The following is a 23,962-nucleotide window of genomic DNA, read 5'->3' on the forward strand; positions in this document are numbered from 1 at the left end:
GGACAGGCGATGAACGCTCTCAAGATCAAAAAAGGCTCGTCCCGCAAATCCGCCTATGACCTGCGCGACCCGCACAAGGACGTGGAGGAAAAACACACCCTCGCCGTGCTCGTGGACAACGAGGCGGGCGTGCTGGCCCGTGTCATCGGGCTCTTCTCGGGCCGGGGCTATAACATCGACAGCCTGACCGTGGCCGAGGTCGATCATCTGGGACATACCTCGCGCATCACCATCGTGACGCGCGGGACGCCCGAGATCATCGAACAGATCAAGGCGCAGCTCGGGCGCATCGTGACCGTGCGCGAAGTGCACGACCTGACCGTCGAAGGCCCCTCGGTCGAGCGCGAACTGGCGCTCTTCAAGGTGTCCGGCACCGGCGAGAAACGGGTCGAGGCGCTGCGTCTGGCCGATATCTTCCGCGCCAACGCGGTCGACTCGACGCTCGAGAGCTTCGTTTTCGAACTGACCGGCGCGCCGGACAAGATCGACGCCTTCGCCGATCTCATGCGCCCGCTCGGCCTTGTGGAAATGGTGCGCACCGGCGTCGCTGCGCTGTCGCGCGGAGCGGAATGATCGCAGGGCTCGACTGGGCGGCCATTGCCTGGGCCCTTTTCGCGCTTTTTGGCGTCTCAACGATCGGCGGGCTCGTCTTCGGGATGGGCCTGTCGATGGATGCCCTGCGCGGGATCGAGGACCGGGACCGGCTCCGAGGTGACCAGATCGACGAGAAGATGGACGAGCGCCTGGATGCGGCGCTTCTGGACCGCACGACCCAGATCCAGCTTGTCGCCCTGACCTTCGGGGCGGCGCTCGTAGGCGGCGCCGTCGTGGCGCTCCGCGCGCCCGCCGCGCCGCTTGCCAATGCCGCCGTCGTCGCGGGAATCGCCGCGCTGGCCAATTTCATCCCGCTGGGGGGAACGGTGCCGCGCCGTGTGCAGGTGGCGGGCTTCGTCGCCTCGGCCCTTGGCGTCATGGGCGCCGCCATCGTCCTGTCCTAACCCGATCCGAAAAAGAAAATGGGGTGCCCCCAGGCACCCCAGTTTCGCTGATAAGGCTCATATTTGTACCGCCCGGTGTTTTCTGCCTGCGGCCTTATCCGCGTCAGGGGCGAACGCATCCGCCCCGTGTCCGGTTGTTTCGTCGGGCCGCCCTCGCACCGAAGCCCTCGGGCGACCCTAAGCGACGTTGCCGTCGCCTCTTGCGTTACCCCGCGGCGCGCTGCGATCCCGCGTCCGTGTCCGGCACCGCCCCGTCCGTGAGGAAATAGGCCACGCCGTTCACCAGATCGAACTCGCGCACGATCAGGGTCATCTCTTCTCCCTCCGATGTCCGGAAGGTGAGCGGTCCTGCCGCCTCCATCCCGATCATCGCGGCGGGCACCCGGAAGGCGCCGGAGCCGTGGGTTTCGCCCCCGCCCACCGTGAGGAGGACCCGGAGGTCCATCGTCTCGGTCTCGCGACCCTCGACGATGAAGCACCCAGAGAAATCACGCAGTTCCATCGGCCCCGCTCCTCAGCTGCAGCCGCTCGTGGCGCCGCAGGTGTTGCACTTCATGCAGGTTCCGTTGCGCACGAGTGTGTAGTTGCCGCAGTCGCCGCAGGCTTCGCCTTCGTAGCCCTGCATCCTGGCCTTGGTCCTCGCGTCCATCGAGGTGACACCGGTGCCGAGCGAGGTCTGCGGCCGGTCGGCCAGCATCACCCCACCGGCGAGCCCCCCCGCCGTTTCCGGCACGAGCGTGGTGAGCGCGGTCACGCTGTCGACGCTGCCCATGCCGCCGGTCCCGGTGGCGAGCGACGCGCCCCCTTGCAGGACGACAAGTTCCTGCGGCAGGCGCTTACGCAGATAGCCGGTCGAGGAAATCTGCTTGAGCACCTCGAGCGAACGGTTTGCGGCGGTCTCGGACATCTCCTGCACATTGGCGACGCCCTCTTCCTGACCGCGGCCCAGATCGTCGAAGGTCGAACCTTGCGGTTTGACATGAGCGAGGTCCGTGCGGTCGAGGTAGCTGACCGCCAGTTCGCGGAAAATGTAGTCGAGGATCGAGGTCGCGTTCTTGATCGTGTCGTTGCCCTGGACCATGCCCGCGGGCTCGAACTTGGTGAAGGTGAAGGCGTCGACGAACTCCTCCAGCGGCACGCCGTATTGGAGACCAACCGAGACAGCGATGGCAAAGTTGTTCATCATCGCCCGGAAACCGGCACCTTCCTTGTGCATGTCGATGAAGATCTCACCGAGCGAGCCGTCCGAGTATTCGCCGGTGCGCAGGTAGACCTTGTGGCCACCGACCACGGCCTTCTGGGTGTAGCCCTTGCGGCGGTCCGGCATTTTCTCCCGGCCCGCGCGGGCCACTTCCTTGATGACCACCTTTTCGATGATCTTCTCGGCCAGCACTTCGGCTTTTTGCTGCGGCGTCCCGGTGGCGAGGATTTCTTCGGCTTCCTCGTCGTCCTCGACCAGCGCGGCGGCGAGTGGCTGCGACAGTTTCGAACCGTCGCGGTAGAGCGCATTGGCCTTCACGCCAAGTTCCCAGGACCGTTCATAGGCCGCCTGGCAATCCTCGATCGTCGCGTCGTTGGCCATGTTGATGGTCTTGGAGATCGCACCGGAGATGAAGCTCTGTGCCGCCGCCATCATGTCGATGTGGGCGTTGACCGACAGGTAGCGCTTGCCCGTCTTGCCGCAGGGGTTGGCGCAGTCGAACACCGCGTAATGCGCTTCCTTCAGATGCGGCGCGCCTTCCAGCGTCATCGTGCCGAGTGCGTGGTCGTTCGCCCGCTCGATGTCGCCCTTGGAGAAGCCAAGGTGCTTCAGCATGTCGAAGGCCGGATCGTTCAGTTGCGCATTGGTCAGGCCGAGGTCCGACTTGCAGAACTCTTCGCCCAGCGTCCACTGGTTGAACAGGAAGCGGATGTCGAAGGCCGAGGCGAGACCCTTTTCGAGTTTCGCGATTTCCGCCTCGCCGAAGCCCTTGTTCATCAGGGTCTGGGTGTTGATCCCCGGCGCGTTGCCAAGGCTCTGGTGACCCACGGCATAGGCGATGATCTCTTCGATCTGGGCCGAGGAATAGCCCAGTTTCTCGAGCGCGGCCGGCACCGAGCGGTTGATGATCTTGAAGTAGCCGCCGCCCGCGAGCTTTTTGAATTTCACCAGCGCGAAGTCGGGCTCGATGCCGGTGGTGTCGCAATCCATGACCAGACCGATGGTGCCGGTGGGCGCGATGACCGAGACCTGCGCGTTGCGGTAGCCGTGCTTTTCACCCAAGGCGAGCGCCTCGTCCCAGGCGGACATGGCAAGATCGGCGAGCTTCGCGTCGGGCACATTGGCAAGGTCGAGCGCGACCGGCTTCACCGCCAGCTTCTCGTATCCTTCCGTCGCGCCGTAGGACGCAGTGCGGTGGTTGCGGATGACCCGGAGCATGTGCTCGCGGTTGCGGGCATAGCCGTCGAAAGCCCCAAGCTCGCCAGCCATCTCGGCCGAGGTCGCATAGGCCACGCCGGTCATGATCGCGGTCAGGGCACCGGCGAGCGCCCGGCCTTCTTTCGAGTCGTAGCCAAGACCCATGTTCATCAGGAGACCGCCGATGTTGGCATAGCCGAGCCCGAGGGTCCGGAAATCATAAGACAGCTGCGCGATTTCCTTGGAGGGGAACTGCGCCATCGTCACCGAGACTTCCAGCGTCACGGTCCAGAGCCGCGTGGCGTGCATGTAGTCGTCGGCCTGGAACTCGCCATCCTTGAGGAAGGTGAGCAGGTTCATCGAGGCCAGGTTACAGGCGGTGTCGTCCAGGAACATGTATTCCGAGCAGGGGTTCGAACCGCGGATCTCGCCGTCTTCCGGGCAGGTGTGCCAGGCGTTGATCGTGTCGTGATATTGGATCCCCGGATCGGCGCAGGCCCAGGCGGCGTGGCCGATCTGTTCCCAAAGCTCGCGCGCCTTGATGGTCTTGGCGACCTTGCCGTCAGTGCGGCGGATCAGCTCCCAGTCGGCGTCATCCTTGACCGCCTTGAGGAAGGCGTCGGTCACGCGCACCGAGTTGTTGGAGTTCTGGCCCGATACGGTGGCGTACGCTTCCGAATCCCAGTCGGTGTCATAGGTCGGAAACTCAATGGACGCAAAGCCTTGGCGGGCATAGTCGAGAACCCGCTTGATGTAGGTCTCCGGGATCGCGACCTTTTTGGCGGCGCGAACGGCATCCTTCAGACCCTCGTTCTGTTTGGGGTCGGTGGCGGCTTCGATGGAGCCGTCCCAGGCGTGGATCGCCTTGAAGATGTCGTTCAGGTGCCGCTCGTGCATCTTGGACCCGGCGACGAGCGACGCGACCTTCTGCTCTTCTTTCACTTTCCAGTTGATGTATTCCTCGATGTCCGGGTGATCGGCATCGACGATGACCATCTTGGCTGCTCGACGGGTCGTTCCGCCCGACTTGATTGCGCCCGCCGCGCGGTCGCCGATTTTCAGAAAGCCCATGAGGCCCGAGGACTTGCCCCCGCCCGACAGCGGCTCGTTCGCCGCGCGCAGGTGCGAGAAGTTGGTGCCGGTGCCGGAGCCGTATTTGAACAGACGCGCCTCGCGCACCCAGAGGTCCATGATGCCACCGTCACCGACGAGGTCGTCACCGATCGACTGGATGAAACAGGCGTGGGGCTGCGGGTGTTCGTAGGCCGAGGACGACTTGGTCAGTTCCTTGGTCTCGAAATCCACGTAGTAGTGACCCTGGCTCGGGCCGTCGATCCCATAGGCCCAATGCAGGCCCGTGTTGAACCACTGCGGCGAGTTCGGCGCGGCGCGTTGCGTGGCGAGCATGTAGCGCATTTCGTCGAAATAGGCGCGGGCATCGGTTTCGTTGGAGAAATAGCCACCCTTCCAGCCCCAGTAGGCCCAGGCGCCGGCAAGGCGGTCAAAGACCTGTTTGGACGAGGTTTCGCCACCGAAGCGGGCTTCTTCGGGCAATTGCTCGAGCGCCTTGGTGTCGGGCACCGAGCGCCACAGGAACTCCGGAACGCCTTCTTCGGGCACGCGCTTGGACACGGCGGGCACACCGGCCTTACGGAAGTATTTCTGCGCGATCACGTCCGAGGCGACCTGGCTCCAGCTGTCCGGCACTTCGATGTCGTCGAGGTGGAAGACGATCTTGCCGTCGGGATTGCGGATCTCGGAGGTCGCCGTCGTGAATGCGATGGCCTCGTATGCGTCTTTTCCTGCCTCGGTGAATTTGCGTTCGATCTTCATTATGTGCCCCTGCGTGATCGCATCTGTGGTTTGTGGGACGCCCCTGCTCACGCAGACGGCCCGTGAATATGTGCGGTCGGTGCGGAGGCCCAGGGAACAGTCAACCGGTCGCCCCCGACTTCGCGGAGGCGCCAAATGCTCGTGAACACGAGACCCGATTGTGAAAGTCTATCCCCGCCTGCCAGCGCCACTATATGTTGTGGCTTGTCCGACCTGCTCCAACAAAGTGCCGTGTCCGCCCCTATGGGTCAACGCCAATTAGGTCCCCGTTAACCCAATTTTTTCGTTGACCAGCAAAGCCGCAGATTCGCGACTTATCCACAGGCTGTGGGCAGGTTGCCAAGACGACTGTTTTTTCAGGCGCTTCGCGGCCTGTCCTGCCCGTTTGGGTGAGATCAGGGGCGAAGCATCGAAGCTTCGAAAGGATATGTCCCTCGGGTCACAGTCGGGGGCGGATGTTCGATTTGGTCGCGAATCGCACAGTAATCCGGCGGCGATGTCACCACATGTATTGGGGATGTACCGTTTCGGACACCAGATATGGTGGAAACCCGGACCGCCATTTTGGGGGAGGATTCGACGCGCGAAGCGGAGGGACAAGACCGGAGCCTGCAACCGCACCGCGCCGTAGGGTTACGCGCAGGCGGTGCGACGATGACGAAATAAGGAGATGGTCGGGGCGGCGAGATTCGAACTCACGACCTACTGTACCCAAAACAGTCGCGCTACCAGGCTGCGCTACGCCCCGACGAGCGCCTCAATAACGAGACGCCGGGAAAAGGGAAAGACCTATTGGGCGTCCCCTTGATCGGCGCAGGACCATTGGGCCGTGTCGCCGAAGGCCGGGTGGCGCATTTCGTCGCCGGCCTTGATCCCAATGGCACCGGCGAGACCGCCCTTGATCTCGAGCACGGCAAGGATCTCGTCCCCGCCCCGGATCGGGCTAAGGTCGCCTGGCACGGCATTGGCGTGCACGCTGTCGATCACGCCGTCTGGTCCGACGAAGATCATGTCCAAAGGAATGAGCGTGTTCTTCATCCAGAACGACGCTGGACCCGGTGCAGGATAGACGAAGAGCATCCCCTGACCCGAGGGCAGGCTTTCGCGGAACATGAGCCCCTGTGCCCGCTCGGCATCGTCGTCGGCGATTTCCACCGAGAAGCGAGCACTGCCGAAGTCGCCGCGAATGTCCACCTGGGACGGAGCGCATTGGGCGAGCGCCACGCTCGCCCCGCCGAGCGTCAGCACGGCAGCCCCGATGAAGCTGGCAATCGGCCCTGCCGAGCGGTTCCTCTTTGCGATCTGCACGCGCCTATCCTTCGCCCGTTCCTTCGTCGAGCGCCGCATCCCACGGCGTGACGAGAAGTGCCATACGTCCACGTTCTCCCATCGCGGCCCGAAGACCGATGGCCTCGCCCGGTTCCAGGTCGGCAAGGCCGGAGCGACGCAGCACCTCGATATGAATGAAGACATCGTCGGGCTTGCCGAAGACGTTGGCGAAGCCGAAGCCCTTGCCCTTGTCGAACCATTTCACGCGCGCAGGCTCGAGCGGATCGGCCCGCGAGAGGTCGAGGTCTTCGTGAAAGGTGGAAAGGTTCTCTTCGAGCGGGGTCGGCGCGGAGATGGAGAGGACCTCGATTGCCTGCATGCCGCGTGGCGTTCTTTGAACCACGACTTCGATCCCGGCGCGGTCCGCGACGGACCCCTGACCGAAATTGCGAAGCACATTCGCATGCAGGAGAACGTCCGGCCCCCCTGTCTCGGATACCACAAAGCCAAAGCCCTTTGCGGGATCAAACCACTTAACAAACCCGCGGAGGACCTCCCTTTCCATCCGTGTCTCGTCATCATTCATCCGAACACCTGCAATGTTCGCATCCCATCCCTATGTGTCTCATTGTACGCAGTGGAACAAGCTCTGGTTTAGGCGCGACGCGGTGATTTGTAAAAAGGATAATGGACAACTCAGGGATGCAAGCGCGTGATTTTCCAAGAAGTTTCACCCGCCGCGCGGGTCCAGCGGAAGCGGTCGTGCAACCTGAAGGCGCCGTCGGCCCAGAATTCGATCTCGGTCGGGGCGATGGCGAAGCCCCCCCAGAACGGCGGCCTGTGCGGCGCGGTGCCATGCTGTGCCGTGACGCGGGCGACCTTGGCCATAAGGGCCGCGCGGCTTTCGAGCGGGGCGCTCTGATCGCTGGCCCAGGCACCCAGGCGCGATTTGAGTGAACGCGATGCAAAATAGGAATCCGCCTCGGGACCGTCGAGCTTCGTCACCGCCCCGCGAACCCGGATCTGCCGACGCAGAGATTTCCAGTGCATGACGAAGGCCGCCTGCCCGTTGCCCGCGATTTCCTGCCCCTTGCGGGAGCCGTAGTTGGTGAAAAACACGAAATCCTCGGCCCGAATCTCTTTCAGAAGCACCATTCGGACATTGGGCAAGCCGGTCGAATCGACCGTGGCCAGGGCGATGGCATTTGGGTCGTTCGGTTCGCTGGCCTCGGCCTCGGCCAGCCAGGCGCGCGCGATGGCGAAGGGGTCCTCGCCCGCGAAAATCCCGCTTCGGTCACTCATACCCTGCCCTCATTCATCCTTGGACCACTGCCCATCCCTTCGGCACCGCGCCTGTCACGCAGGCTTGAAGCCGCCACTGCAATCTCATAAACCCGGTTAAACCAGAACAAAGGGACGGGGAACAGGCCATGTCAGGCGGATTGATGAGCGGCAAGCGCGGGCTGATCATGGGCCTTGCGAACGACAAGTCGATCGCATGGGGGATCGCCAAGGCGTTGCACGACGCGGGCGCCGAACTTGCCTTTTCCTATCAGGGCGAGGCGATGAAGAAGCGGGTCCTGCCGCTCGCCCAGCAGCTTGGATCGACCTTCGTCGTGGATTGCGACGTATCGGACGGCGCTTCGATCGACGCGCTCTTCGACGAGTTGTCGAAGGCCTGGGGCAAGATCGACTTCCTAGTTCACGCCATCGGATTCTCGGACAAGAGCGAGCTGCGCGGTCGCTACATCGACACCAGCCGCGACAACTTCCGCACGACGATGGATATCTCGGTGTTCTCCTTCACGGCCGTCGCCCGCCGCGCCGCCGCGATGATGCCCGAGGGCGGCGCGCTTCTGACGCTGACCTATTACGGCGCCGAACAGGTCATGCCGCATTACAACGTCATGGGCGTCGCGAAAGCCGCGCTCGAGGCGAGCGTGCGCTACATGGCCGAGGACCTTGGTAAGGACGGCATCCGCGTGAACGCGATTTCGGCCGGACCGATCAAGACGCTGGCCGCCTCCGGCATCGGCGACTTCCGCTATATCTTGAAGTGGAACGAGATGAACTCGCCGCTGCGCCGCAACGTGACCATCGACGACGTGGGCAAGTCGGCGCTCTACCTCCTGTCCGATCTTGGCTCGGGCGTGACCGGCGAAACGCATCACGTGGACGCGGGCTATCACGTGGTCGGGATGAAAGCGGTGGACGCGCCGGACATCGACACCACCACCGGGAGAAAAGCGGAATGAACGACAACCGCCTGCCCCACGAGAAAGGCTTCCACGTCAGCTGGGACCAGATCCATCGTGACAGCCGGGCGCTTGCCTGGCGTCTTTCGGACATCACGCCGCCTGATGGCTGGCGCGCCGTTGTGGCGATCACGCGCGGCGGTCTCGCCCCGGCCATGATCATCGCGCGAGAGCTCGACATCCGGACCGTCGATACGATCAGCGTGAAGAGCTACAACCATCAGACACAAAGCGCTCCCATCGTCATCAAGTCGCCCGACATGGAGGTGATCGGCGAAGGGGACGGCGTGCTCGTCATCGACGACCTCGTGGACACAGGCAAGACGCTCGAAGTGGTGCGCAACCTCATGCCCAAGGCGCATTTCGCGACCGTCTATGCCAAGCCAATGGGCAAACCGATGGTGGAGAGTTACATCACCGAGGTGAGCCAGGACACCTGGATCTTCTTCCCGTGGGACATGGCGCTTCAGTATGTGGAGCCCTACCGGGGCAAGGACTGAGGTCGCCCACTTACGGTGAAGAACGGCCCCTGCGCGGGGCCGTTGTCATCTCAGCGGATCTGGACGAGCCCTGCCCGGAAGCGCCGCATGTTGGCCTGATAATGCTCGGCCGACTGGATGAGACCGGCCTTGGCGGCATCGTCCAGTTCGCGCACGACCTTGCCGGGGGCGCCCATCACGAGCGACCCGTCGGGGATCACCTTGCCCTCGGTCACAAGCGCGCCGGCGCCGATGAGACAGCCTTTGCCGATCACCGCCCCGTTGAGGACCGTGGCCCCCATGCCGATGAGCGAGCCGTCGCCCACGGTGCAGCCGTGCAGCATCACCTTGTGCCCGATGGTCACGTTTTCGCCGAGCGTGAGCGGCGAGCCGGGATCGGTGTGAAAGACGCAGTTCTCCTGCACGTTGGTCCCGGCCCCGATCAGGATCGGCTCGTTGTCGCCCCGGATGGTGCAGCCGAACCAGACCGACGATCCCGGCTCCATCGTCACGTCGCCGATGACATTGGCGTCGGGCGCGACCCAGGTGTCTTCGGCGATCACGGGTTCGATCCCGTCGAGTGCATAGATCATGCTTCGGCCTCCTCGAATTCTTCCTGAAGCTGGCGGATGAAAGGTGAAAGATTGGGCTGCTGAACGAGCCGCAGACGTTCGCCGCTGACGATGGTCTTGAGCTTCTCGAAGGTGGTTTCGAGATCGTCGTTGACGAGGACGTAATCGTAGCCGTCCCAGTGGGAAATTTCGTCCCAGCTTTTCTTCATGCGGTCCCGGATCACCTCGGGCGCGTCCTGGCCGCGTTCGACGAGCCGGCGGCGCAATTCCTTTATCGACGGCGGCAGGATGAAGATCGACAGCACGTGGTCGCGCAGCGCCGAGTGTTTGACCTGAACCGCGCCCTGCCAGTCGATGTCGAAAAGCACGTCATGCCCGGCCTCGATCGCCGCGCGGACGGGGCCTTCGGGCGAGCCGTAGAAGTTGCCGAACACATGGGCGTGCTCGAGCATCTTGCCGTTCTTCACCATGTCGCGGAACGCGGCTTCGTCCATGAAATGGTAATGGGTTCCGTCGATTTCCCCCTCGCGCGGCTTGCGCGTGGTGGCGGAGACCGAGAAGGTCAGCGACGGGTCCCAGCCCATGAGCTTCTTCGCCAGCGTGGACTTCCCCGCGCCCGAAGGCGACGAAAGAATGATCAGAAGGCCGCGTCGGGTCATGGTCGTCGCCTCACTCAATGTTCTGCACCTGCTCGCGCATCTGGTCGATGGTCGCCTTGAGGTCAAGACCGATCCGGGTCAATGCCTGGAACCCGGCCTTGGAGCAAAGGGTGTTGGCCTCGCGGTTGAATTCCTGCATCAGGAAGTCGAGCTTGCGGCCCGAGGGCTCCGGTGCGGCGAGGAGGCTGCGCGCCTGCGCCACATGGGCGGTCAGGCGGTCGAGTTCCTCGCGCACGTCGGATTTCACCGCGATGAGCGCGAGTTCCTGTGCGACCCTGTCGGGGTCCGCAACCTCGGTGTTCTCCATCACGCGGGCAAGCGCCGTGCGCAGGGTCTCGGCCTGCTGGTCCCGCCGTGCGTCCGCTTCGGTCACGGCTTCGGCGACGAGAGTTTCGAGCGCGGCGAGCTGCCCCTCGATGATTCTCGCCAGCTCGGCGCCCTCATGGGCGCGCATACGGTCGAAATCCGCCACAAGCCCGGGAAGCTCGGACGAGAGCCGGGCGAGAAGATCCGTCGTGTCGTCCTGCACCGGGGCCGCATCCAGAACGCCGCGCATGCCGGTCACCTGCACCGCAGTGGCGGGCGTCAGCGTCACGCCGCGCAGTTTTGCCGCGGCCTCGACCTCGGCCAAGAGGGAAAGTGCCTGATCGAGCGCGGCATCGTTGAGCCGGGCGCCGCCCTCCTCCATGTCGCGGGTGATCTTCAGGGACACGCTGACGTTGCCACGTGCAATCCGTTCGGACACCGCTTTGCGGATCGCGGGTTCCAGCCCCTCGATCCAGTCCGGCACGCGCATCCGGATATCGAGCCCCCGGGCATTGACCGACCGCATGTCCCAGGTCCATGTCCATGGAGCCAGCGCGCCCTTGGCGGCCGCGAAACCGGTCATGCTCTTCGTCATACGCGTTAACCCCTCTTTTAGATATTGCCCCAATTCAGGCCGAAATGTGGCAGATTAAGGCATCGGTAAGGAACGCCGACAACTCGTTAACACCCGACCCATCCCGGAGCAACGCGAAGGGTGCGGCGCAATCGGCGACGACGGAGGACCAGAGGGATGAAGATCGAGATCACCGACGCATCGAACGTCATCCCGCTTGCCGAGCGTCGCACCGAGGCACAATTCCCCTCGATCAGGCGGATCGAAAGCTATTGGGAGGGCCTGCGCGACGGACGCATGATGCCCGCCCGGGCCGAAATCGACCCGCGCGGCATCGCGGATGTGCTCGAGTTTGCCTTCGTGCTCGAAAAGGTCGCGCCGGGCATTGCCCGGATCCGGCTGGCTGGCATGCATCTGAACGACCTCATGGGCATGGAGGTGCGCGGCATGCCGATCACGGCGATGTTCCTGCCGGAAGCGCGCCGCGGGTTGCAGCATGTGCTGGAATCGGTGCTCGAAAGCCCGGCGGCGGCGGCCCTGCGGCTGGAGAGCGACAGCGGCTTCACCCGACCGCGGCTCGACGCGCAGATGATCTTGTTGCCGATAAAGGACGAACAGGGGCGCCCGACCCGTATCCTTGGGGCCTTGCAGGCCAAGGGGACCATCGGGCGCGGGCCGCGACGCTTCAGGGTCCTGTCGCAGACGGTGACGCCTGTTTCGGGGTGCGAAGAGCGCGACGACCGTCCGGGAGACCCGCGCCCCGTGTCGCAGATTCAGCCAAGCGCGACGTCGGAACGCAAGCCGCATGTCCTGCGACTGGTTCATGACGCGGACGGGCTTTGACTTCATCGCACGCCATGTCCGAAACAAAAGACCCCGGCGTCGCCGCCGGGGTCTTTCGAATCTGGCAGGTCCGACGCTGTCTCAGGCCGTCGCCGCGTCCACCTTGGGCGATTTGCGGTTCGCCAGTTCCTCGGCCACCAAGAACGCGAGTTCCAGTGCCTGAGAGGCGTTGAGCCGGGGGTCGCAGGCGGTGTGGTAGCGGTCGGACAGATCCTCGTCCGTCACGGCGCGCACGCCGCCGGTGCATTCGGTAACGTCCTGACCGGTCATCTCGAAATGCACGCCGCCGGGGACCGTGCCCATGTCGTTATGGACGGCGAAGAACTCCTGCACTTCGGAGAGCACCTGGTTGAACGGCCGGGTCTTGTAACCGGTGGCCGACTTGATGGTGTTGCCGTGCATCGGGTCGCAGGACCACAGGACCTTGGCGCCCTCGGATTTTACCGTCTCGACCAGACGCGGCAGGTGATCAGCCACCTTGCCCGCCCCGAAACGCGCGATGAGCGTGAGCCGCCCCTCTTCGTTCGTCGGGTTCAGCTTGCCCATCAGGACCTTGAGGTCTTCAGGCGTCGTGGTCGGCCCGCACTTGAGACCGATCGGGTTCAGAACCCCGCGGCAGTATTCCACATGCGCACCGTCGGGCTGACGCGTGCGGTCGCCGATCCAGATCATGTGGCCCGAGCCGGCGACGGTCTTGCCGGTCGTCGAATCGACGCGGGTCAGCGCCTCTTCGTACTCGAGCAGGAGCGCCTCGTGCGACGTATAGAAATCGACGGTGGACAATTCGTGGTTCGCCTCTGACGTCAGGCCCGCCGCGGCCATGAAGTCGAGCGCATCCTGGATACGGCTGGCCATATCCCGATACTTCTCGGCCTCGTCACTTTCGGTGAACCCCAATGTCCAGGAATGGACATGGTGAATGTCCGCGAAACCGCCGGTCGAAAAGGCGCGCAGCAGGTTGAGCGAGGCCGCCGACTGCGTATAGGCCATGAGCATCTTCTGCGGGTTCGGGATGCGGGCATCCGCCGTGAAGTCGAGCTCGTTGATGATGTCGCCCCGGTAGCTGGGGAGTTCGACGCCATCAACCGTTTCCGTCGGTGCGGAGCGCGGCTTGGCGAATTGCCCGGCCATGCGCCCGACCTTCACCACCGGAACCTTTGCCCCGTAGGTGAGCACCATCGCCATCTGCAACATCACCTTGAAGGTGTCGCGGATGTTGTCGGCCGAGAACTCGGCAAAGCTTTCGGCGCAGTCACCGCCCTGCAGGAGGAACGCCTCGCCACGCGACGCGGCCCCGAGGGATTTCTTGAGCTTGCGGGCCTCACCGGCAAAGACGAGCGGCGGATACTTGGCAAGCTGCGCCTCGACCTGAGCGAGCGCGGCCGCGTCGGTATAGTCGGGCATCTGCACCCGGGGCTTCTTGCGCCATGCAGATTTGGTCCAGTCCGTCATTGTCGTCTCCATCACTTCGAATGTCGGAAGGGGCCGCGCGTCATGCGTCTGTTAGCGGCAACAATCCCTCCGAAACATGGGCGGTATAGCCTTGTGCGCCCCCTATGGCAAAACAAACTTGGACGATTGGAGCCGCTTGGCCCGCTCTTGCGCAGGGACGGGAAAAGTGGTCCTGTCTTGGCCGCAGCACAGGGACAGCCGATGCCACCTCTCAAGCCCGCCCCAAACCCCGGACCGGACGCTGTCCGCCGCTTTGTCTTCGTCCTGATGAAGAACTTCACGCTCCTGAGTTTCGCGGGCGCGGTCGATGCGTTGCGGCTCGCCAACCGGCAGTTGGGATATCGCGCCTACGACTGGCGCGTGGTGGGCGAAGGCGGCGTGGCGACGCGGTGTTCGGCGGGCACCGTGGTGAACCTCGACGGCGATCTGGATGAACTACGCCATGACGACACCGTGATCCTCTGCGGGGGCATAGACGTGGGCACCGCCACGACCCAGAAGCTCGTGTCCTGGCTCCGGCGCGAAACCCGGCGAGGGGTGCGCGTGGGCGCGCTCTGCACCGCGACCCATGCGCTGGCCAAGGCCGGGCTCCTGGACGGCAAACGCGCGACGATCCACTGGGAAAACCACGACGCCTTTCTCGAGGATTTCCCGGATGTCGACCTCGCCAAGTCGATCTTCGTGATCGACGGCAAGACGATGACCACGGCGGGGGGCACCTCGTCCATCGACCTGATGCTGGCGATCATCGCGCGCGATCACGGCCAGGACGTGGCGAATTCGGTCGCCGACCAGCAGATCTATACCTCGATCCGCACTGACCGCGACAACCAGCGGCTCTCGGTCCCGACAAGGATCGGCGTGCGGCACCCCAAGCTCGCGACGGTGATCCAGCGGATGGAAACGACCATCGAGGAACCAGTGTCGCCCTCGCTCCTAGCCGAGGAGGTCGGGTTGTCCACACGGCAGTTGGAGCGGCTGTTCCGGCGGTATCTGAACCGTTCGCCCAAGCGATACTACATGGAGCTGCGGCTTGCGCGGGCGCGCAATCTTCTGATGCAGACCGAGATGAACGTGATCAACGTGGCGCTGGCCTGTGGCTTCACCAGCCCCTCGCATTTCTCGAAATGCTACCGGGCGCAATATGGCACGACACCCTACCGCGAACGCGGGAGCCACGAGGCCGCCGAGGGCGACCCTGACGACGGGACCGCCGCCCACCTGCCGATGGACGACGATCTCGACGACTTCTGAGGCTGGTCATTCAGTCGGCGTCATCCGGTAGGCCGCGCCATTTCCGACCGAAAGGAACCAGACCGACCCGTCGGGCGCTTCAGCGACATCGCGCACGCGCAGGGTCTCATCGCTTTCGATCTGAACTTCGGACCAATCCGACGGATCGAGAACGGCGATATAGTTGAACTTGAGCGACCCGACGAGCGCGTGCCCTTCCCAGTCGGGAAACGCCGTGCCCGAGTGAAACGCCATACCGGAGGGCGCGATCGAGGGGTCCCAGTAATGCGCGGGCTGGGCCATGCCCTCTTTCGTCTGGCCCTCGCCGATCGGGGTCCCGTTGTAGTTCTGGCCGTAGGAGATCACCGGCCAGCCGAAATTCACGCCGGGCTCGACAAGGTTCACCTCGTCTCCGCCCTGCGCGCCATGTTCGACGACCCAGAAGCGGCCTTCGGCGTCGATGTCGGCACCCTGCGCGTTGCGGTGACCGTAGGACCAGATTTCGGGCTGTGCGCCCTCCTGCCCCACAAATGGATTGTCCTCGGGCACGCTGCCATCGCGGTTCAGGCGAATGGTGGTCCCGTTGTGCACCGTCAGATCCTGAGCAAGATCGCGGTTTCCACGTTCGCCGATGGTGACGAAAAGGTGCGCGTCGGGCCCTTCGACAACGCGCGAGCCGAAGTGCTGGCCCCGGCTGCCGCCCGGCGTCATCACGAAAAGGTCGGCCAGTCCTTCGAGCGCGGTGCCGTTGTCGGAAAGCCGCGCGGAGGCGAGCGCGGTGCCGGCCTCGCCACCGTCCTGCGGTTTTGAATAGGTCAGAAACACTTCGCGCGTTTCGGCGAAGTCGGCCGGCACCATCACGTCGAGCAGTCCACCCTGCCCTTCGGCCCAGACTTCCGGCACGCCGGTCACCTCGACCGTCGGGCCGTCAACCGTTGCATGCAGGAGGCGGCCGTCGCGCTCGGTGATCAACTGGCTGCCATCGGGGAGAAAGGCGATTCCCCAGGGTTCGGTCAGTCCGCCGACCATTTCTGTGATCTCGACGGGGCCGTCGTCGGTCTCGACAACGGCTGCGGTTGCAAAAACGGGTGCGATCACAACTGCGGAAAGCAGAGCGCAGCCGCGAACGAAGCGGGGGGCGAGGACAGATCGTTTCATGGGACGACAATGGGTGGCCCGAATGCGACCACCAAGGGCACAAACGCGAACGTGACCGAAGGTCAACGTCACGTCATCGGCTCGCAAGAAACGTCAGACGCACATGACGCACGGTTAGCGGCAACAGAGGCCCCCTTTTCATTCCCGATTTCAACGTTAGTGTATCGGGCAGGACATTGATCCAACTGGGAGAAAAATCATGAAAAAACTGCTTCTCGCGACGGCTGTCGGCGCGCTTGCCTCAGGTGCCGCTTTTGCCGAGAGCCACGGATCGGCTGCCAAGATCGGGATTATCCTCGGTTTCACAGGCCCCATCGAATCCATCACGCCGAACATGGCGACCTCTGCCGAAATGGCGATCTCCGAGGTCAACGACTCGGGCAACTTCATGGACGGCATGATGATCGAAGCCGTGCGCGCGGACTCGACCTGTGTCGACGCTGCCGCCGCAACCGCGGCCGCCGAACGTCTGGTGACCACCGATGGCGTCGTCGGCATCATGGGCGCGGACTGCTCGGGCGTGACCGGCGCGATCCTGTCGAACGTCGCCGTGGCCAACGGCGTGCCCATGATTTCGCCCTCGGCCACCTCGCCCGCGCTGTCGGAAGCCGAAGACAACGGCCTCTTCTTCCGCACCGCCCCGTCTGACGCCCGTCAGGGTGAAGTCATGGCGCAGGTGCTTGCGGACAAGGGCGTGACCTCGGTCGCGGTGACCTACACCAACAACGACTACGGCAAGGGCTTTGCCGATGCCTTCACTGCCGCTTTCGAAGCGACCGGTGGCTCGGTGACGGCAACGGTGCCGCATGAAGACGGCAAGGCCGACTATTCGGCGGAAGTGGGGTCGCTCGCCTCGGCTGGCGGCGATGCGCTCGTCGTGCTGGGCTATGCCGACCAGGGCGGCAAGGGCATGATCCAGGCCTCGCTCGACACCGGCGCCTTCGACACCTTCGTCATGGGCGACGGCATGTATTCCGACGCGCTTCTGGCCGACCTTGGCTCGGGTCTCGACGGGTCCTACGGCACGCTGCCGGGCACCGAAGGCGAAGCAGCCGAGAAATTCGCGGCCCTCGCCGAAGCGGCTGGCTTCGATGCCTCGTCCTCCTATACCCGCGAAAGCTATGACGCCGCCGCGCTTCTCATCCTCGCCATGGCGAAGGGTGGCGAGGCGACCGGTGCCGCCATCGCCGCCAACGTGATGGACGTGGCCAATGCCCCGGGCGAGCCGATCATGCCGGGCGAGCTTGGCAAGGCGCTCGAACTGATCGCCGCCGGCACCGACATCGACTATGTCGGCGCGTCCAACGTGGAACTCGTGGGACCGGGCGAAGCCGCTGGCACCTACCAGGAATACGAAGTGATGGACGGCGCCTACTCGACCGTCGGCTACCGCTGATCGTGCCTGAGTGACGACATCGCAGCCCGGGGGTCCGCCTCCGGGCTGCACTTATATTCTTCGGGGGACATCGCTTGATTACGGTCGAGAACCTGCACAAGCATTTCGGCGGCTTCCACGCGGTCGACGGCGCCAGCCTCACCATCGAAAAAGGCTCGATCACCGGGCTGATCGGACCCAACGGCGCAGGCAAGACGACGCTCTTCAACGTGATCGCGGGCGTTCTACCACCCACGTCGGGTCGCGTGACGATGGACGGCGAGGACATCACTGGCCTTCCGCCCCATGTCCTCTTCCACAAGGGCCTGCTCCGGACCTTCCAGATCGCCCATGAGTTCGGGTCGATGACCTGCCGCGAGAACCTTATGATGGTGCCGGGCGGGCAGTCGGGCGAGAACCTCTGGGACACGTGGTTCGGGCGCAAACGCATCGCCAACGAGGAACGCGCACTCCGTGCCAAGGCCGACGAAGTGCTCGAGTTCCTGACGATCTCCCATATCGCCGACCTGCGCGCGGGCCAGATTTCCGGCGGCCAGAAGAAACTTCTGGAGCTTGGCCGCACGATGATGGTCGACGCCAAGATCGTCTTTCTGGACGAGGTCGGTGCAGGCGTGAACCGGACGCTTCTCTATACCATCGCCGACGCCATCAAACGGCTCAACACCGAACGCGGCTATACCTTCGTCGTGATCGAGCACGACATGGATTTCATCGAGAAGCTCTGCAATCCGGTCATCTGCATGGCCGAGGGCAAGAAACTGGCCGAGGGCACGCTGGCCGAGATCAAGGCCAATGAACATGTGATCGAGGCTTATCTGGGCACCGGGCTCAAGAACAAGGACCAGGTGGGCGCATGAGGGGGTTCGCACTGGCCACCACCCTGCTCGCTTTCGCGGTGCCCGCTCTGGCACAGGCCGCCGCCTGCCGCGCGGTGACCGAGGGGGTGGATTTCTGTGCCGAAGGGACGCCCTTCGCGGGGGTCGAGCCGGTGGTGAACACCGACAGCGAACAGGAGGTCTTCACCTCCCGCTCCGGCATCACGCTGACCTTCGACAGGCTGCCGGTCTTTGCGCTGTCGCGCTGGGACGGCACCGACGCCGGCGCGAAGTCCATCGCCAATACGCTGGTCGGCGGCTTTGTGGGACAGTTTCCGCCGGTCGAGCACCCGGAAGACCGGGTCGCGGCGAGCGTGGATTACGCCATCATGACGAAACTTCAGGCGCTGGTCACCGTGACCGAAGTCGGCGAGGAGGTCGTCGTGATCCAGACCACCGAAGCCACCGAGGGGCTCACCGAGGCCCATCTCGATGCACATGCCGCCGTTCTGGCCGCAACCAAGGAAGACACCCCATGAGCGACGCTTATTCGGGACGCGGAAACAAGGACCGCTCGGTGACGAAGGAAAGCCACGCGACGATGACGCCCGGCCCGCAGCACGGCCGCGCCACCCCGGCAGCCGGCGGCCCCTTCCTGATCGGAGACACCATGACCGGCGGCTACGGCAACGGGCCCGACATCCTGCATGACTGCACCATCGCGGTCGAAAAGGGCGAGATCGCCGTGATCGTCGGACCGAACGGTGCCGGCAAGTCGACTGCCATGAAGGCGCTCTTCGGCATGCTCGACGTGCGCGGCGGCAAGGTGCGGCTTGATGGCGAGGATATAACCGAGCTGTCGCCGCAGGACCGGGTGCAGAAGGGCATGGGCTTCGTGCCCCAGACCCACAACATCTTTACCTCAATGACGGTCGAGGAAAACCTCGAGATGGGGGCCTTCATCCGCCAGGACGACATCCGCCCCACGATGGAACAGGTCTATGACCTTTTCCCGATCCTGAAGGAAAAGCGCCATCAGGCGGCGGGCGAGCTCTCCGGCGGACAACGACAGCAGGTCGCGGTCGGTCGCGCGCTCATGACGAAACCCAAGGTGCTGATGCTCGACGAACCGACAGCTGGCGTGAGCCCCATCGTGATGGACGAGCTTTTCGACCGGATCATCGAGGTGGCGCGCACCGGGCTTCCGGTCCTGATGGTGGAGCAGAACGCGCGCCAGGCGCTGGAGATCGCCGACAAGGGCTATGTGCTGGTCCAGGGCGCCAATGCCCACACCGGGACCGGCAAGGAGCTTCTGGCCGATCCCGAAGTGCGCCAGAGTTTCCTGGGAGGATGAGGATGGCTCGACAAGCGCTTGTGGCTCTGGCCTTTTCTCTCATTCCTCTAGCCGCATGGGCAGAGGGTGGCGTGATCACTTACGCCTGCACCGATGATACCGGGCACCCCATGACCTTCGACATCGCACCACAGGCGCTCGATGCCCGTCGGGCCGGTCACGTCGAGGTTACGGTCGGCGACGCGGCGATGTCCGGCACCATGGCCGGTGATCTGGGGCCGTGGAGCTGGAACGACGGTGGCGCGGTGACGACGCTTTTGGTCGACGGGGCAAGCGAGACCGGCATCGCGATGCTGCTTCACGTGCTCGACACCGGGACGACCCCGCCCACCTCGACCCTGACACATCTGACCTGCGAGGCGCCCGCGTAATGGATTTCGTCAACGCAATCGTTGCCCTTCTGAACTTCGTGGTGATCCCCGCTACGGCCTATGGCAGCCAGCTTGCACTGGGCGCACTGGGCGTGACCATGATCTACGGCATCCTGAGGTTCTCGAACTTCGCCCATGGCGACCAGATGGCCTTCGGCACCATGGTCACGATCCTGATCACCTATTGGTTCCAGTCGATGGGGCTGCATCTCTGGGTCCTGCCCACCGCCCTTCTCGCCCTGCCCTTCGCCATCGCGATCACGGCGGCCCTGATGATCGGGACGGACCGGGTGGTCTATCGCTACTACCGCCGGGTGCGCGCCAAGCCCATCGTGCTCGTCATGGCCTCGATCGGTGTGATGTTCGTGATGAACGGCATCGTGCGCCTCATCGTAGGTCCCGACGACCGCAGTTTCACCGACGGCGAACGCTTCATCATCAACGCGCGCGACTTCCGGGAGTGGTCGGGGCTGGCCGAGCCGCTTGCCTTCCGGACCACGCAGGGGCTGACCATCGTCACAGCGCTCATCGTCGTGATCGCGCTCTTCTGGTTCCTCAACAGGACCCGCACCGGGAAATCCATGCGCGCCTATTCGGACAACGAGGATCTGGCGCTTCTGTCGGGCATCAATCCGGAGCGCGTGGTGATGATCACCTGGCTGATCGTGGCCGCGCTCGCCACCATCGCGGGCGTGCTCTACGGGCTCGACAAATCCTTCAAGCCCTTCACCTATTTCCAGCTCCTCCTGCCGATCTTCGCCTCGGCCATCGTCGGCGGGCTCGGATCGCCCGTCGGGGCCATTGCCGGGGGGTTCGTCATCGCCTTCTCCGAGGTGACGATCACCTATGCCTGGAAGAAGGTCGTGGCCTATGTGGCGCCGGGTGACTGGGTGCCGGACGGGCTGCTCCAGCTTCTGTCCACCGACTACAAATTCGCCGTGTCCTTCGCGATCCTCGTGATCGTGCTGCTGTTCAAGCCCACGGGTCTCTTCAAGGGGAAATCGGTATGAGCATGAACTGGCGGAATATCGCGCTCTTCGCCGTCGTCGCGCTGCTGATCGTGGGCACCGGCACGTTCCAGAGTTGGAACCTTGCCCTCGCGATCCTGAACATGGGGCTCATCTCGGCCATCATGGCCCTGGGCGTGAACATGCAGTGGGGCTATGCGGGCCTCTTCAACGTCGGGATCATGGGCTTCGCCGCCTTGGGCGGCCTTGGCGTGGTGATCACCGCCATGCCGCCGGTTTCGGACGCATGGGCCGCGGGCGGACTGCGCGCGCTTGGCGGGCTCGTGGTCGGCGCTCTGGTCATCCTGGGCGGGGTGCAGATCTGGAAGCGCATGGCACCGGGCAAGACCCGCACGCTGGTCCTGCTGGCCGAGCTGGTCATCGGGTTCTTCCTGTTCCGCTGGGTCTTCGACGCCGGCGTCGACGCGATCGAGGCGGTCAACCCGGCGGGCACCGGATATCTGGGCGGGCTGGGCCTTCCCGTGATCCTCGCCTGGCCCGTGGGCGGCGCGCTGGCGGCCGCCGCCGCCTGGGCCATCGGCAAGACCGCCCTTGGACTGCGCTCGGATTACCTCGCCATCGCGACGCTCGGCATCTCGGAGATCATCATCGCGGTCCTGAAGAACGAGGAGTGGCTGTCCCGCGGCGTTAAGAACGTGAACGGGCTGCCGCGTCCGGTGCCCTATGAGATCAACCTGCAGAACAATCCCTCCTTCGTGGACCTTGCGTTGGGTTGGGGCATGGACCCGACGACCTTCTCGTCCATCGTGGTGAAACTGGCCTATGCCGGGCTTTTCGCCGTGGTGCTTCTGATCCTGATCTGGATGAGCGAGATGGCGCTGAATTCGCCCTGGGGCCGGATGATGCGCGCGATCCGTGACAACGAGACCGCGGCCGAGGCCATGGGCAAGGACGTCACCCGCCGCCACCTCCAGATCTTCGTAATCGGCTCGGCCGTCGTGGGGCTCGCGGGCGCGATGATGACGACGCTGGACGGCCAGCTGACTCCTTCGTCTTATCAACCCCTTAGATACACCTTCCTGATCTGGGTGATGGTCATCGTCGGCGGCTCGGGCAACAACTGGGGCGCTGTGCTGGGGGGCTTCGTGATCTGGTTCTTCTGGGTCCAGGTGGAACCGATGGGCAATGCCCTCATGGGCTGGATCACCGCGAGCATGCCGGAGGGCGACCTGAAATCGCATCTGTTGTCCTCGGCGGCACATATGCGGCTCTTGACCATGGGGCTTATTTTGCTTCTCGTATTAAGGTTCTCACCGCGCGGTCTGATACCGGAGAAATGACATGCTCGCCCTGCCCGTTCTCATCCTTGCCGCTGGCCAATCGTCGCGGATGCGAGGCGCGGACAAGCTGCTCGAACCCGTGGAGAGCGGTAAGCCGCTGCTGATCGACCGGATCGAGGCGGCGCTGCTGACCGGTCAGCCGGTGGTGGTGACGCTTCCGCCGCGCGAGGAATGTCCGGATCGCTGGGCGCTGATCGAGGAATGGCCTGTCGCGGCGATCGAGGTCAGGGACGCGGGAGAGGGTCTCTCCGCATCGGTCGCCGCCGGGGTCGAGGCGCTGCCGGAAATGTCGGTCGCGGTCATGATGCTCCTAGCCGACATGCCCGACATCACGTCGGAAGATATGCGGCGGGTCCTGGCCGAGTTCGACGGGGAATCAATCCTGCGCGGCGCGACGGCGGACGGAATCGCGGGGCACCCCGTGGTGTTCCCGGCGCGCGATTTCCCGGCTCTGCGGTCGCTCAACGGCGATGAAGGCGCGCGGCGGCTGTTTCGCGAAAACCGGGATCGCGTGCGCCCCGTCACCCTGCCCTACAGTCACGCGCGCACTGATCTGGACACACCCGAAGACTGGGACGCCTGGCGTTCCCGCAGCCTCGTCGCGCGGGCCTGATCCAAACGAAGCGGCCGCCACTCGGGCGGCCGCTGTGGTTTCTGGGCCGAGGTTGGTGGACCCGTTTCAGATATCCTGAAGAAGACGGGCCTCGCGGCTGTTCAGCGCCATGCGCGGACAGATGTAGTTGGCCTCGCCGGTTTCGAACTTGAGCCGCGGCACGGCCTCTGTGATCTCTTCGTATTGATCGGGGAAGGCCACGCGGATGGCCCACATCTCGGGCGAGAAACTTTCCATCCAGATGCCGTTGGCACAGAGAAGCTCATGCGTGTCGAGCAGGATATGCCGGAAACGCATCACCGAGCGCGGCACGAAGTCGACTCCGTCGAGGTGGGTCAGATCGCCCACCTCCGCGATCACCTCTTCCGTCCCAAAGTAGAGTTCGTTCAAGGGGCTGCGCACCAGGAGCCGATGACCCGCGTTGAGCACGAGGTTTCCGGCGTCGGGATCGGTTTCGAGCGCCCCGGCCTTGATCCGCACGGGACCGCGGGCCGAGCGGGATGCATCGTCATGCGTGGTGTCATACATGGTCATGCTCTCGCCGACCCAACGCACGACCGCCGGTCCATTGTCGCGAGTGACGAGTTGGTCGCCCGTCTTGACATCACGCGCGAGCGTCGGGCCGTTTACCGTTTCCAGCACCGCTGACGGGGCAAGACCCGATGGCGAGAAGACCGACAGGGGCGACCCCCCGCGTCCTTCGGGTTGCAGGCCAAGTCCGGGATCGAGGTCGCGATCAACAGCGGGTGAGCGGAAGTGCAACATGGCGGCAGTCCAGTTCCAATAGCTAGGTCCAAAGGGCTCGTTGACCGTCAGGCTAATCGGAAAAGGTGCCGTAAGTGTGAAAACGGCACCGACAATTGGAACGACCCAAACCCTTCCCCGCAAGGGCGTTTCGCGCTCGCCTGAGCAATGCGCCGCATTTTCGCCACATTGCGGGGCGCGACTGGGCGCCTCTCCTCTCCCCTCATGCGTTTCATCAGCTCAGGGCGCAGGTGAGCGACGAATCGCTACAAGGGCCTTGTTTCATGGGTAAATGTAGAATGAGCGGCCTATTGAACACGTGATGGAAACAA

Annotated in this window: 25 protein-coding genes and 1 tRNA gene; 14 read left to right on the top strand and 12 right to left on the bottom strand. The window is 64.1% G+C overall.

All coding sequences use genetic code 11. From position 1 onward, the window contains the following. Window positions 1-9 precede the first annotated feature (9 nt). Both ilvN and KJP29_RS13105 read left to right on the top strand, forming a co-directional pair. Window positions 10-573 carry an acetolactate synthase small subunit gene (ilvN, locus tag KJP29_RS13100; RefSeq protein WP_218463980.1) on the top strand — a complete coding sequence of 188 codons (564 nt, stop codon included), beginning with the start codon at window positions 10-12 and terminating at the stop codon, window positions 571-573. Then, window positions 570-998: a hypothetical protein gene (locus KJP29_RS13105; RefSeq protein ID WP_218463981.1), complete on the top strand. Its 429-nt coding sequence runs from the start codon at window positions 570-572 to the stop codon at window positions 996-998. Before ilvN ends, KJP29_RS13105 begins: the two co-directional genes overlap by 4 nt. Window positions 999-1,203: 205 nt before the next feature. Here the strand turns inward: KJP29_RS13105 and KJP29_RS13110 are convergent, their stop codons facing one another. The 6 genes from KJP29_RS13110 to pdxH all read right to left on the bottom strand — a co-directional run bounded on the left by KJP29_RS13110 (window position 1,204) and on the right by pdxH (window position 7,800). Continuing rightward, on the bottom strand, window positions 1,204-1,500 hold the full coding sequence (locus tag KJP29_RS13110; RefSeq protein WP_218463982.1) for a hypothetical protein: 297 nt from the start codon (window positions 1,498-1,500) through the stop codon (window positions 1,204-1,206). A 12-nt stretch (window positions 1,501-1,512) separates the two neighbouring features. Then, entirely contained in the window at window positions 1,513-5,229 is a 3,717-nt protein-coding gene (locus KJP29_RS13115) for a vitamin B12-dependent ribonucleotide reductase (protein WP_218463983.1), read from the bottom strand. 671 nt (window positions 5,230-5,900) lie between these two features. Further along, window positions 5,901-5,977, bottom strand: a tRNA-Pro gene (locus tag KJP29_RS13120). A gap of 41 nt (window positions 5,978-6,018) precedes the next feature. Continuing rightward, window positions 6,019-6,537 carry a DUF192 domain-containing protein gene (locus KJP29_RS13125; protein WP_370630872.1) on the bottom strand — a complete coding sequence of 173 codons (519 nt, stop codon included), beginning with the start codon at window positions 6,535-6,537 and terminating at the stop codon, window positions 6,019-6,021. A gap of 4 nt (window positions 6,538-6,541) precedes the next feature. Then, complete coding sequence (locus tag KJP29_RS13130) at window positions 6,542-7,084, bottom strand: cold-shock protein (protein WP_218463985.1); 543 nt, start codon at window positions 7,082-7,084, stop codon at window positions 6,542-6,544. Between the two features lie 110 nt (window positions 7,085-7,194). Next, window positions 7,195-7,800, bottom strand: coding sequence for a pyridoxamine 5'-phosphate oxidase (gene pdxH / locus KJP29_RS13135; protein ID WP_218463986.1), 606 nt, complete (start codon window positions 7,798-7,800; stop codon window positions 7,195-7,197). Between the two features lie 128 nt (window positions 7,801-7,928). Here pdxH and fabI point away from each other — a divergent pair, with 128 nt between their 5' ends. Both fabI and gpt read left to right on the top strand, forming a co-directional pair. Continuing rightward, entirely contained in the window at window positions 7,929-8,753 is an 825-nt protein-coding gene (gene fabI / locus KJP29_RS13140; RefSeq protein WP_218463987.1) for an enoyl-ACP reductase FabI, read from the top strand. Beyond that, window positions 8,750-9,253, top strand: a complete 504-nt coding sequence (gpt, locus tag KJP29_RS13145; RefSeq protein ID WP_218463988.1) for a xanthine phosphoribosyltransferase — start codon at window positions 8,750-8,752, stop codon at window positions 9,251-9,253. The genes fabI and gpt overlap by 4 nt, the downstream gene beginning before the upstream one ends. Before the next feature lie 50 nt (window positions 9,254-9,303). Here the strand turns inward: gpt and KJP29_RS13150 are convergent, their stop codons facing one another. From KJP29_RS13150 to KJP29_RS13160, 3 genes are read right to left on the bottom strand one after another with little or no spacing between them, the layout of a single operon-like run. Next, entirely contained in the window at window positions 9,304-9,825 is a 522-nt protein-coding gene (locus tag KJP29_RS13150; protein ID WP_218463989.1) for a gamma carbonic anhydrase family protein, read from the bottom strand. Continuing rightward, window positions 9,822-10,463 (bottom strand): guanylate kinase, encoded by a 642-nt coding sequence (gmk, locus tag KJP29_RS13155; RefSeq protein ID WP_218463990.1) that lies wholly within the window; start codon window positions 10,461-10,463, stop codon window positions 9,822-9,824. The genes KJP29_RS13150 and gmk overlap by 4 nt, the downstream gene beginning before the upstream one ends. Window positions 10,464-10,473: 10 nt before the next feature. Beyond that, on the bottom strand, window positions 10,474-11,364 hold the full coding sequence (locus KJP29_RS13160) for a YicC/YloC family endoribonuclease (protein WP_218463991.1): 891 nt from the start codon (window positions 11,362-11,364) through the stop codon (window positions 10,474-10,476). A 156-nt stretch (window positions 11,365-11,520) separates the two neighbouring features. Between KJP29_RS13160 and KJP29_RS13165 the strand changes: the two genes are divergently transcribed. Further along, complete coding sequence (locus tag KJP29_RS13165; RefSeq protein WP_218463992.1) at window positions 11,521-12,186, top strand: PAS domain-containing protein; 666 nt, start codon at window positions 11,521-11,523, stop codon at window positions 12,184-12,186. 81 nt (window positions 12,187-12,267) lie between these two features. On the opposite strand, the gene KJP29_RS13170 is transcribed toward KJP29_RS13165, so the two are convergent. Then, window positions 12,268-13,638, bottom strand: coding sequence for a class II 3-deoxy-7-phosphoheptulonate synthase (locus tag KJP29_RS13170; RefSeq protein ID WP_218463993.1), 1,371 nt, complete (start codon window positions 13,636-13,638; stop codon window positions 12,268-12,270). Window positions 13,639-13,839: 201 nt separating this feature from the next. Between KJP29_RS13170 and KJP29_RS13175 the strand changes: the two genes are divergently transcribed. Beyond that, window positions 13,840-14,892 (top strand): GlxA family transcriptional regulator, encoded by a 1,053-nt coding sequence (locus KJP29_RS13175; RefSeq protein ID WP_218463994.1) that lies wholly within the window; start codon window positions 13,840-13,842, stop codon window positions 14,890-14,892. 6 nt (window positions 14,893-14,898) lie between these two features. Here the strand turns inward: KJP29_RS13175 and KJP29_RS13180 are convergent, their stop codons facing one another. Further along, complete coding sequence (locus KJP29_RS13180) at window positions 14,899-16,029, bottom strand: PQQ-dependent sugar dehydrogenase (RefSeq protein WP_218463995.1); 1,131 nt, start codon at window positions 16,027-16,029, stop codon at window positions 14,899-14,901. Window positions 16,030-16,228: 199 nt separating this feature from the next. On the opposite strand from KJP29_RS13180, the gene KJP29_RS13185 reads away from it, so the two are divergent. The 8 genes from KJP29_RS13185 (at window position 16,229) to KJP29_RS13220 (ending at window position 22,886) form a co-directional block, all read left to right on the top strand. Then, on the top strand, window positions 16,229-17,425 hold the full coding sequence (locus tag KJP29_RS13185) for an ABC transporter substrate-binding protein (RefSeq protein ID WP_218463996.1): 1,197 nt from the start codon (window positions 16,229-16,231) through the stop codon (window positions 17,423-17,425). 74 nt (window positions 17,426-17,499) lie between these two features. Next, complete coding sequence (locus KJP29_RS13190; RefSeq protein WP_218463997.1) at window positions 17,500-18,282, top strand: ABC transporter ATP-binding protein; 783 nt, start codon at window positions 17,500-17,502, stop codon at window positions 18,280-18,282. After that, entirely contained in the window at window positions 18,279-18,779 is a 501-nt protein-coding gene (locus KJP29_RS13195) for a hypothetical protein (RefSeq protein ID WP_218463998.1), read from the top strand. Before KJP29_RS13190 ends, KJP29_RS13195 begins: the two co-directional genes overlap by 4 nt. Then, complete coding sequence (locus KJP29_RS13200; protein ID WP_218463999.1) at window positions 18,776-19,594, top strand: ABC transporter ATP-binding protein; 819 nt, start codon at window positions 18,776-18,778, stop codon at window positions 19,592-19,594. Before KJP29_RS13195 ends, KJP29_RS13200 begins: the two co-directional genes overlap by 4 nt. 2 nt (window positions 19,595-19,596) lie before the next feature. Then, a complete protein-coding gene (locus KJP29_RS13205) occupies window positions 19,597-19,965 on the top strand; it encodes a hypothetical protein (RefSeq protein WP_218464000.1) in 369 nt (122 codons plus the stop codon). Next, on the top strand, window positions 19,965-20,975 hold the full coding sequence (locus KJP29_RS13210; protein WP_218464001.1) for a branched-chain amino acid ABC transporter permease: 1,011 nt from the start codon (window positions 19,965-19,967) through the stop codon (window positions 20,973-20,975). The genes KJP29_RS13205 and KJP29_RS13210 overlap by 1 nt, the downstream gene beginning before the upstream one ends. Next, on the top strand, window positions 20,972-22,273 hold the full coding sequence (locus KJP29_RS13215; protein WP_218464002.1) for a branched-chain amino acid ABC transporter permease: 1,302 nt from the start codon (window positions 20,972-20,974) through the stop codon (window positions 22,271-22,273). Before KJP29_RS13210 ends, KJP29_RS13215 begins: the two co-directional genes overlap by 4 nt. Before the next feature lies 1 nt (window position 22,274). After that, window positions 22,275-22,886, top strand: coding sequence for an NTP transferase domain-containing protein (locus tag KJP29_RS13220; protein WP_218464003.1), 612 nt, complete (start codon window positions 22,275-22,277; stop codon window positions 22,884-22,886). A 66-nt stretch (window positions 22,887-22,952) separates the two neighbouring features. Here the strand turns inward: KJP29_RS13220 and KJP29_RS13225 are convergent, their stop codons facing one another. After that, window positions 22,953-23,651 carry a Hint domain-containing protein gene (locus KJP29_RS13225; protein WP_218464004.1) on the bottom strand — a complete coding sequence of 233 codons (699 nt, stop codon included), beginning with the start codon at window positions 23,649-23,651 and terminating at the stop codon, window positions 22,953-22,955. Window positions 23,652-23,962: the final 311 nt, after the last annotated feature.

The organism is Maritimibacter sp. DP1N21-5, assembly GCF_019218295.1.
GTDB lineage: Bacteria > Pseudomonadota > Alphaproteobacteria > Rhodobacterales > Rhodobacteraceae > Maritimibacter.

Bases quoted from the DNA above. Each gene is read 5' to 3' on its own strand.
- KJP29_RS13175 (WP_218463994.1), top strand. From the start codon at position 13,840: ATGCCACCTCTCAAGCCCGCCCCAAACCCCGGACCGGACGCTGTCCGC.
- KJP29_RS13225 (WP_218464004.1), bottom strand. From the start codon at position 23,651: ATGTTGCACTTCCGCTCACCCGCTGTTGATCGCGACCTCGATCCCGGA.
- KJP29_RS13150 (WP_218463989.1), bottom strand. From the start codon at position 9,825: ATGATCTATGCACTCGACGGGATCGAACCCGTGATCGCCGAAGACACC.
- pdxH (WP_218463986.1), bottom strand. From the start codon at position 7,800: ATGAGTGACCGAAGCGGGATTTTCGCGGGCGAGGACCCCTTCGCCATC.
- KJP29_RS13180 (WP_218463995.1), bottom strand. From the start codon at position 16,029: ATGAAACGATCTGTCCTCGCCCCCCGCTTCGTTCGCGGCTGCGCTCTG.
- KJP29_RS13130 (WP_218463985.1), bottom strand. From the start codon at position 7,084: ATGAATGATGACGAGACACGGATGGAAAGGGAGGTCCTCCGCGGGTTT.
- KJP29_RS13110 (WP_218463982.1), bottom strand. From the start codon at position 1,500: ATGGAACTGCGTGATTTCTCTGGGTGCTTCATCGTCGAGGGTCGCGAG.
- KJP29_RS13220 (WP_218464003.1), top strand. From the start codon at position 22,275: ATGCTCGCCCTGCCCGTTCTCATCCTTGCCGCTGGCCAATCGTCGCGG.
- KJP29_RS13200 (WP_218463999.1), top strand. From the start codon at position 18,776: ATGAGCGACGCTTATTCGGGACGCGGAAACAAGGACCGCTCGGTGACG.
- KJP29_RS13185 (WP_218463996.1), top strand. From the start codon at position 16,229: ATGAAAAAACTGCTTCTCGCGACGGCTGTCGGCGCGCTTGCCTCAGGT.
- gpt (WP_218463988.1), top strand. From the start codon at position 8,750: ATGAACGACAACCGCCTGCCCCACGAGAAAGGCTTCCACGTCAGCTGG.
- KJP29_RS13170 (WP_218463993.1), bottom strand. From the start codon at position 13,638: ATGACGGACTGGACCAAATCTGCATGGCGCAAGAAGCCCCGGGTGCAG.
- KJP29_RS13215 (WP_218464002.1), top strand. From the start codon at position 20,972: ATGAGCATGAACTGGCGGAATATCGCGCTCTTCGCCGTCGTCGCGCTG.
- KJP29_RS13160 (WP_218463991.1), bottom strand. From the start codon at position 11,364: ATGACGAAGAGCATGACCGGTTTCGCGGCCGCCAAGGGCGCGCTGGCT.
- ilvN (WP_218463980.1), top strand. From the start codon at position 10: ATGAACGCTCTCAAGATCAAAAAAGGCTCGTCCCGCAAATCCGCCTAT.
- gmk (WP_218463990.1), bottom strand. From the start codon at position 10,463: ATGACCCGACGCGGCCTTCTGATCATTCTTTCGTCGCCTTCGGGCGCG.
- KJP29_RS13210 (WP_218464001.1), top strand. From the start codon at position 19,965: ATGGATTTCGTCAACGCAATCGTTGCCCTTCTGAACTTCGTGGTGATC.
- KJP29_RS13105 (WP_218463981.1), top strand. From the start codon at position 570: ATGATCGCAGGGCTCGACTGGGCGGCCATTGCCTGGGCCCTTTTCGCG.
- KJP29_RS13205 (WP_218464000.1), top strand. From the start codon at position 19,597: ATGGCTCGACAAGCGCTTGTGGCTCTGGCCTTTTCTCTCATTCCTCTA.
- KJP29_RS13165 (WP_218463992.1), top strand. From the start codon at position 11,521: ATGAAGATCGAGATCACCGACGCATCGAACGTCATCCCGCTTGCCGAG.
- KJP29_RS13115 (WP_218463983.1), bottom strand. From the start codon at position 5,229: ATGAAGATCGAACGCAAATTCACCGAGGCAGGAAAAGACGCATACGAG.
- KJP29_RS13195 (WP_218463998.1), top strand. From the start codon at position 18,279: ATGAGGGGGTTCGCACTGGCCACCACCCTGCTCGCTTTCGCGGTGCCC.
- fabI (WP_218463987.1), top strand. From the start codon at position 7,929: ATGTCAGGCGGATTGATGAGCGGCAAGCGCGGGCTGATCATGGGCCTT.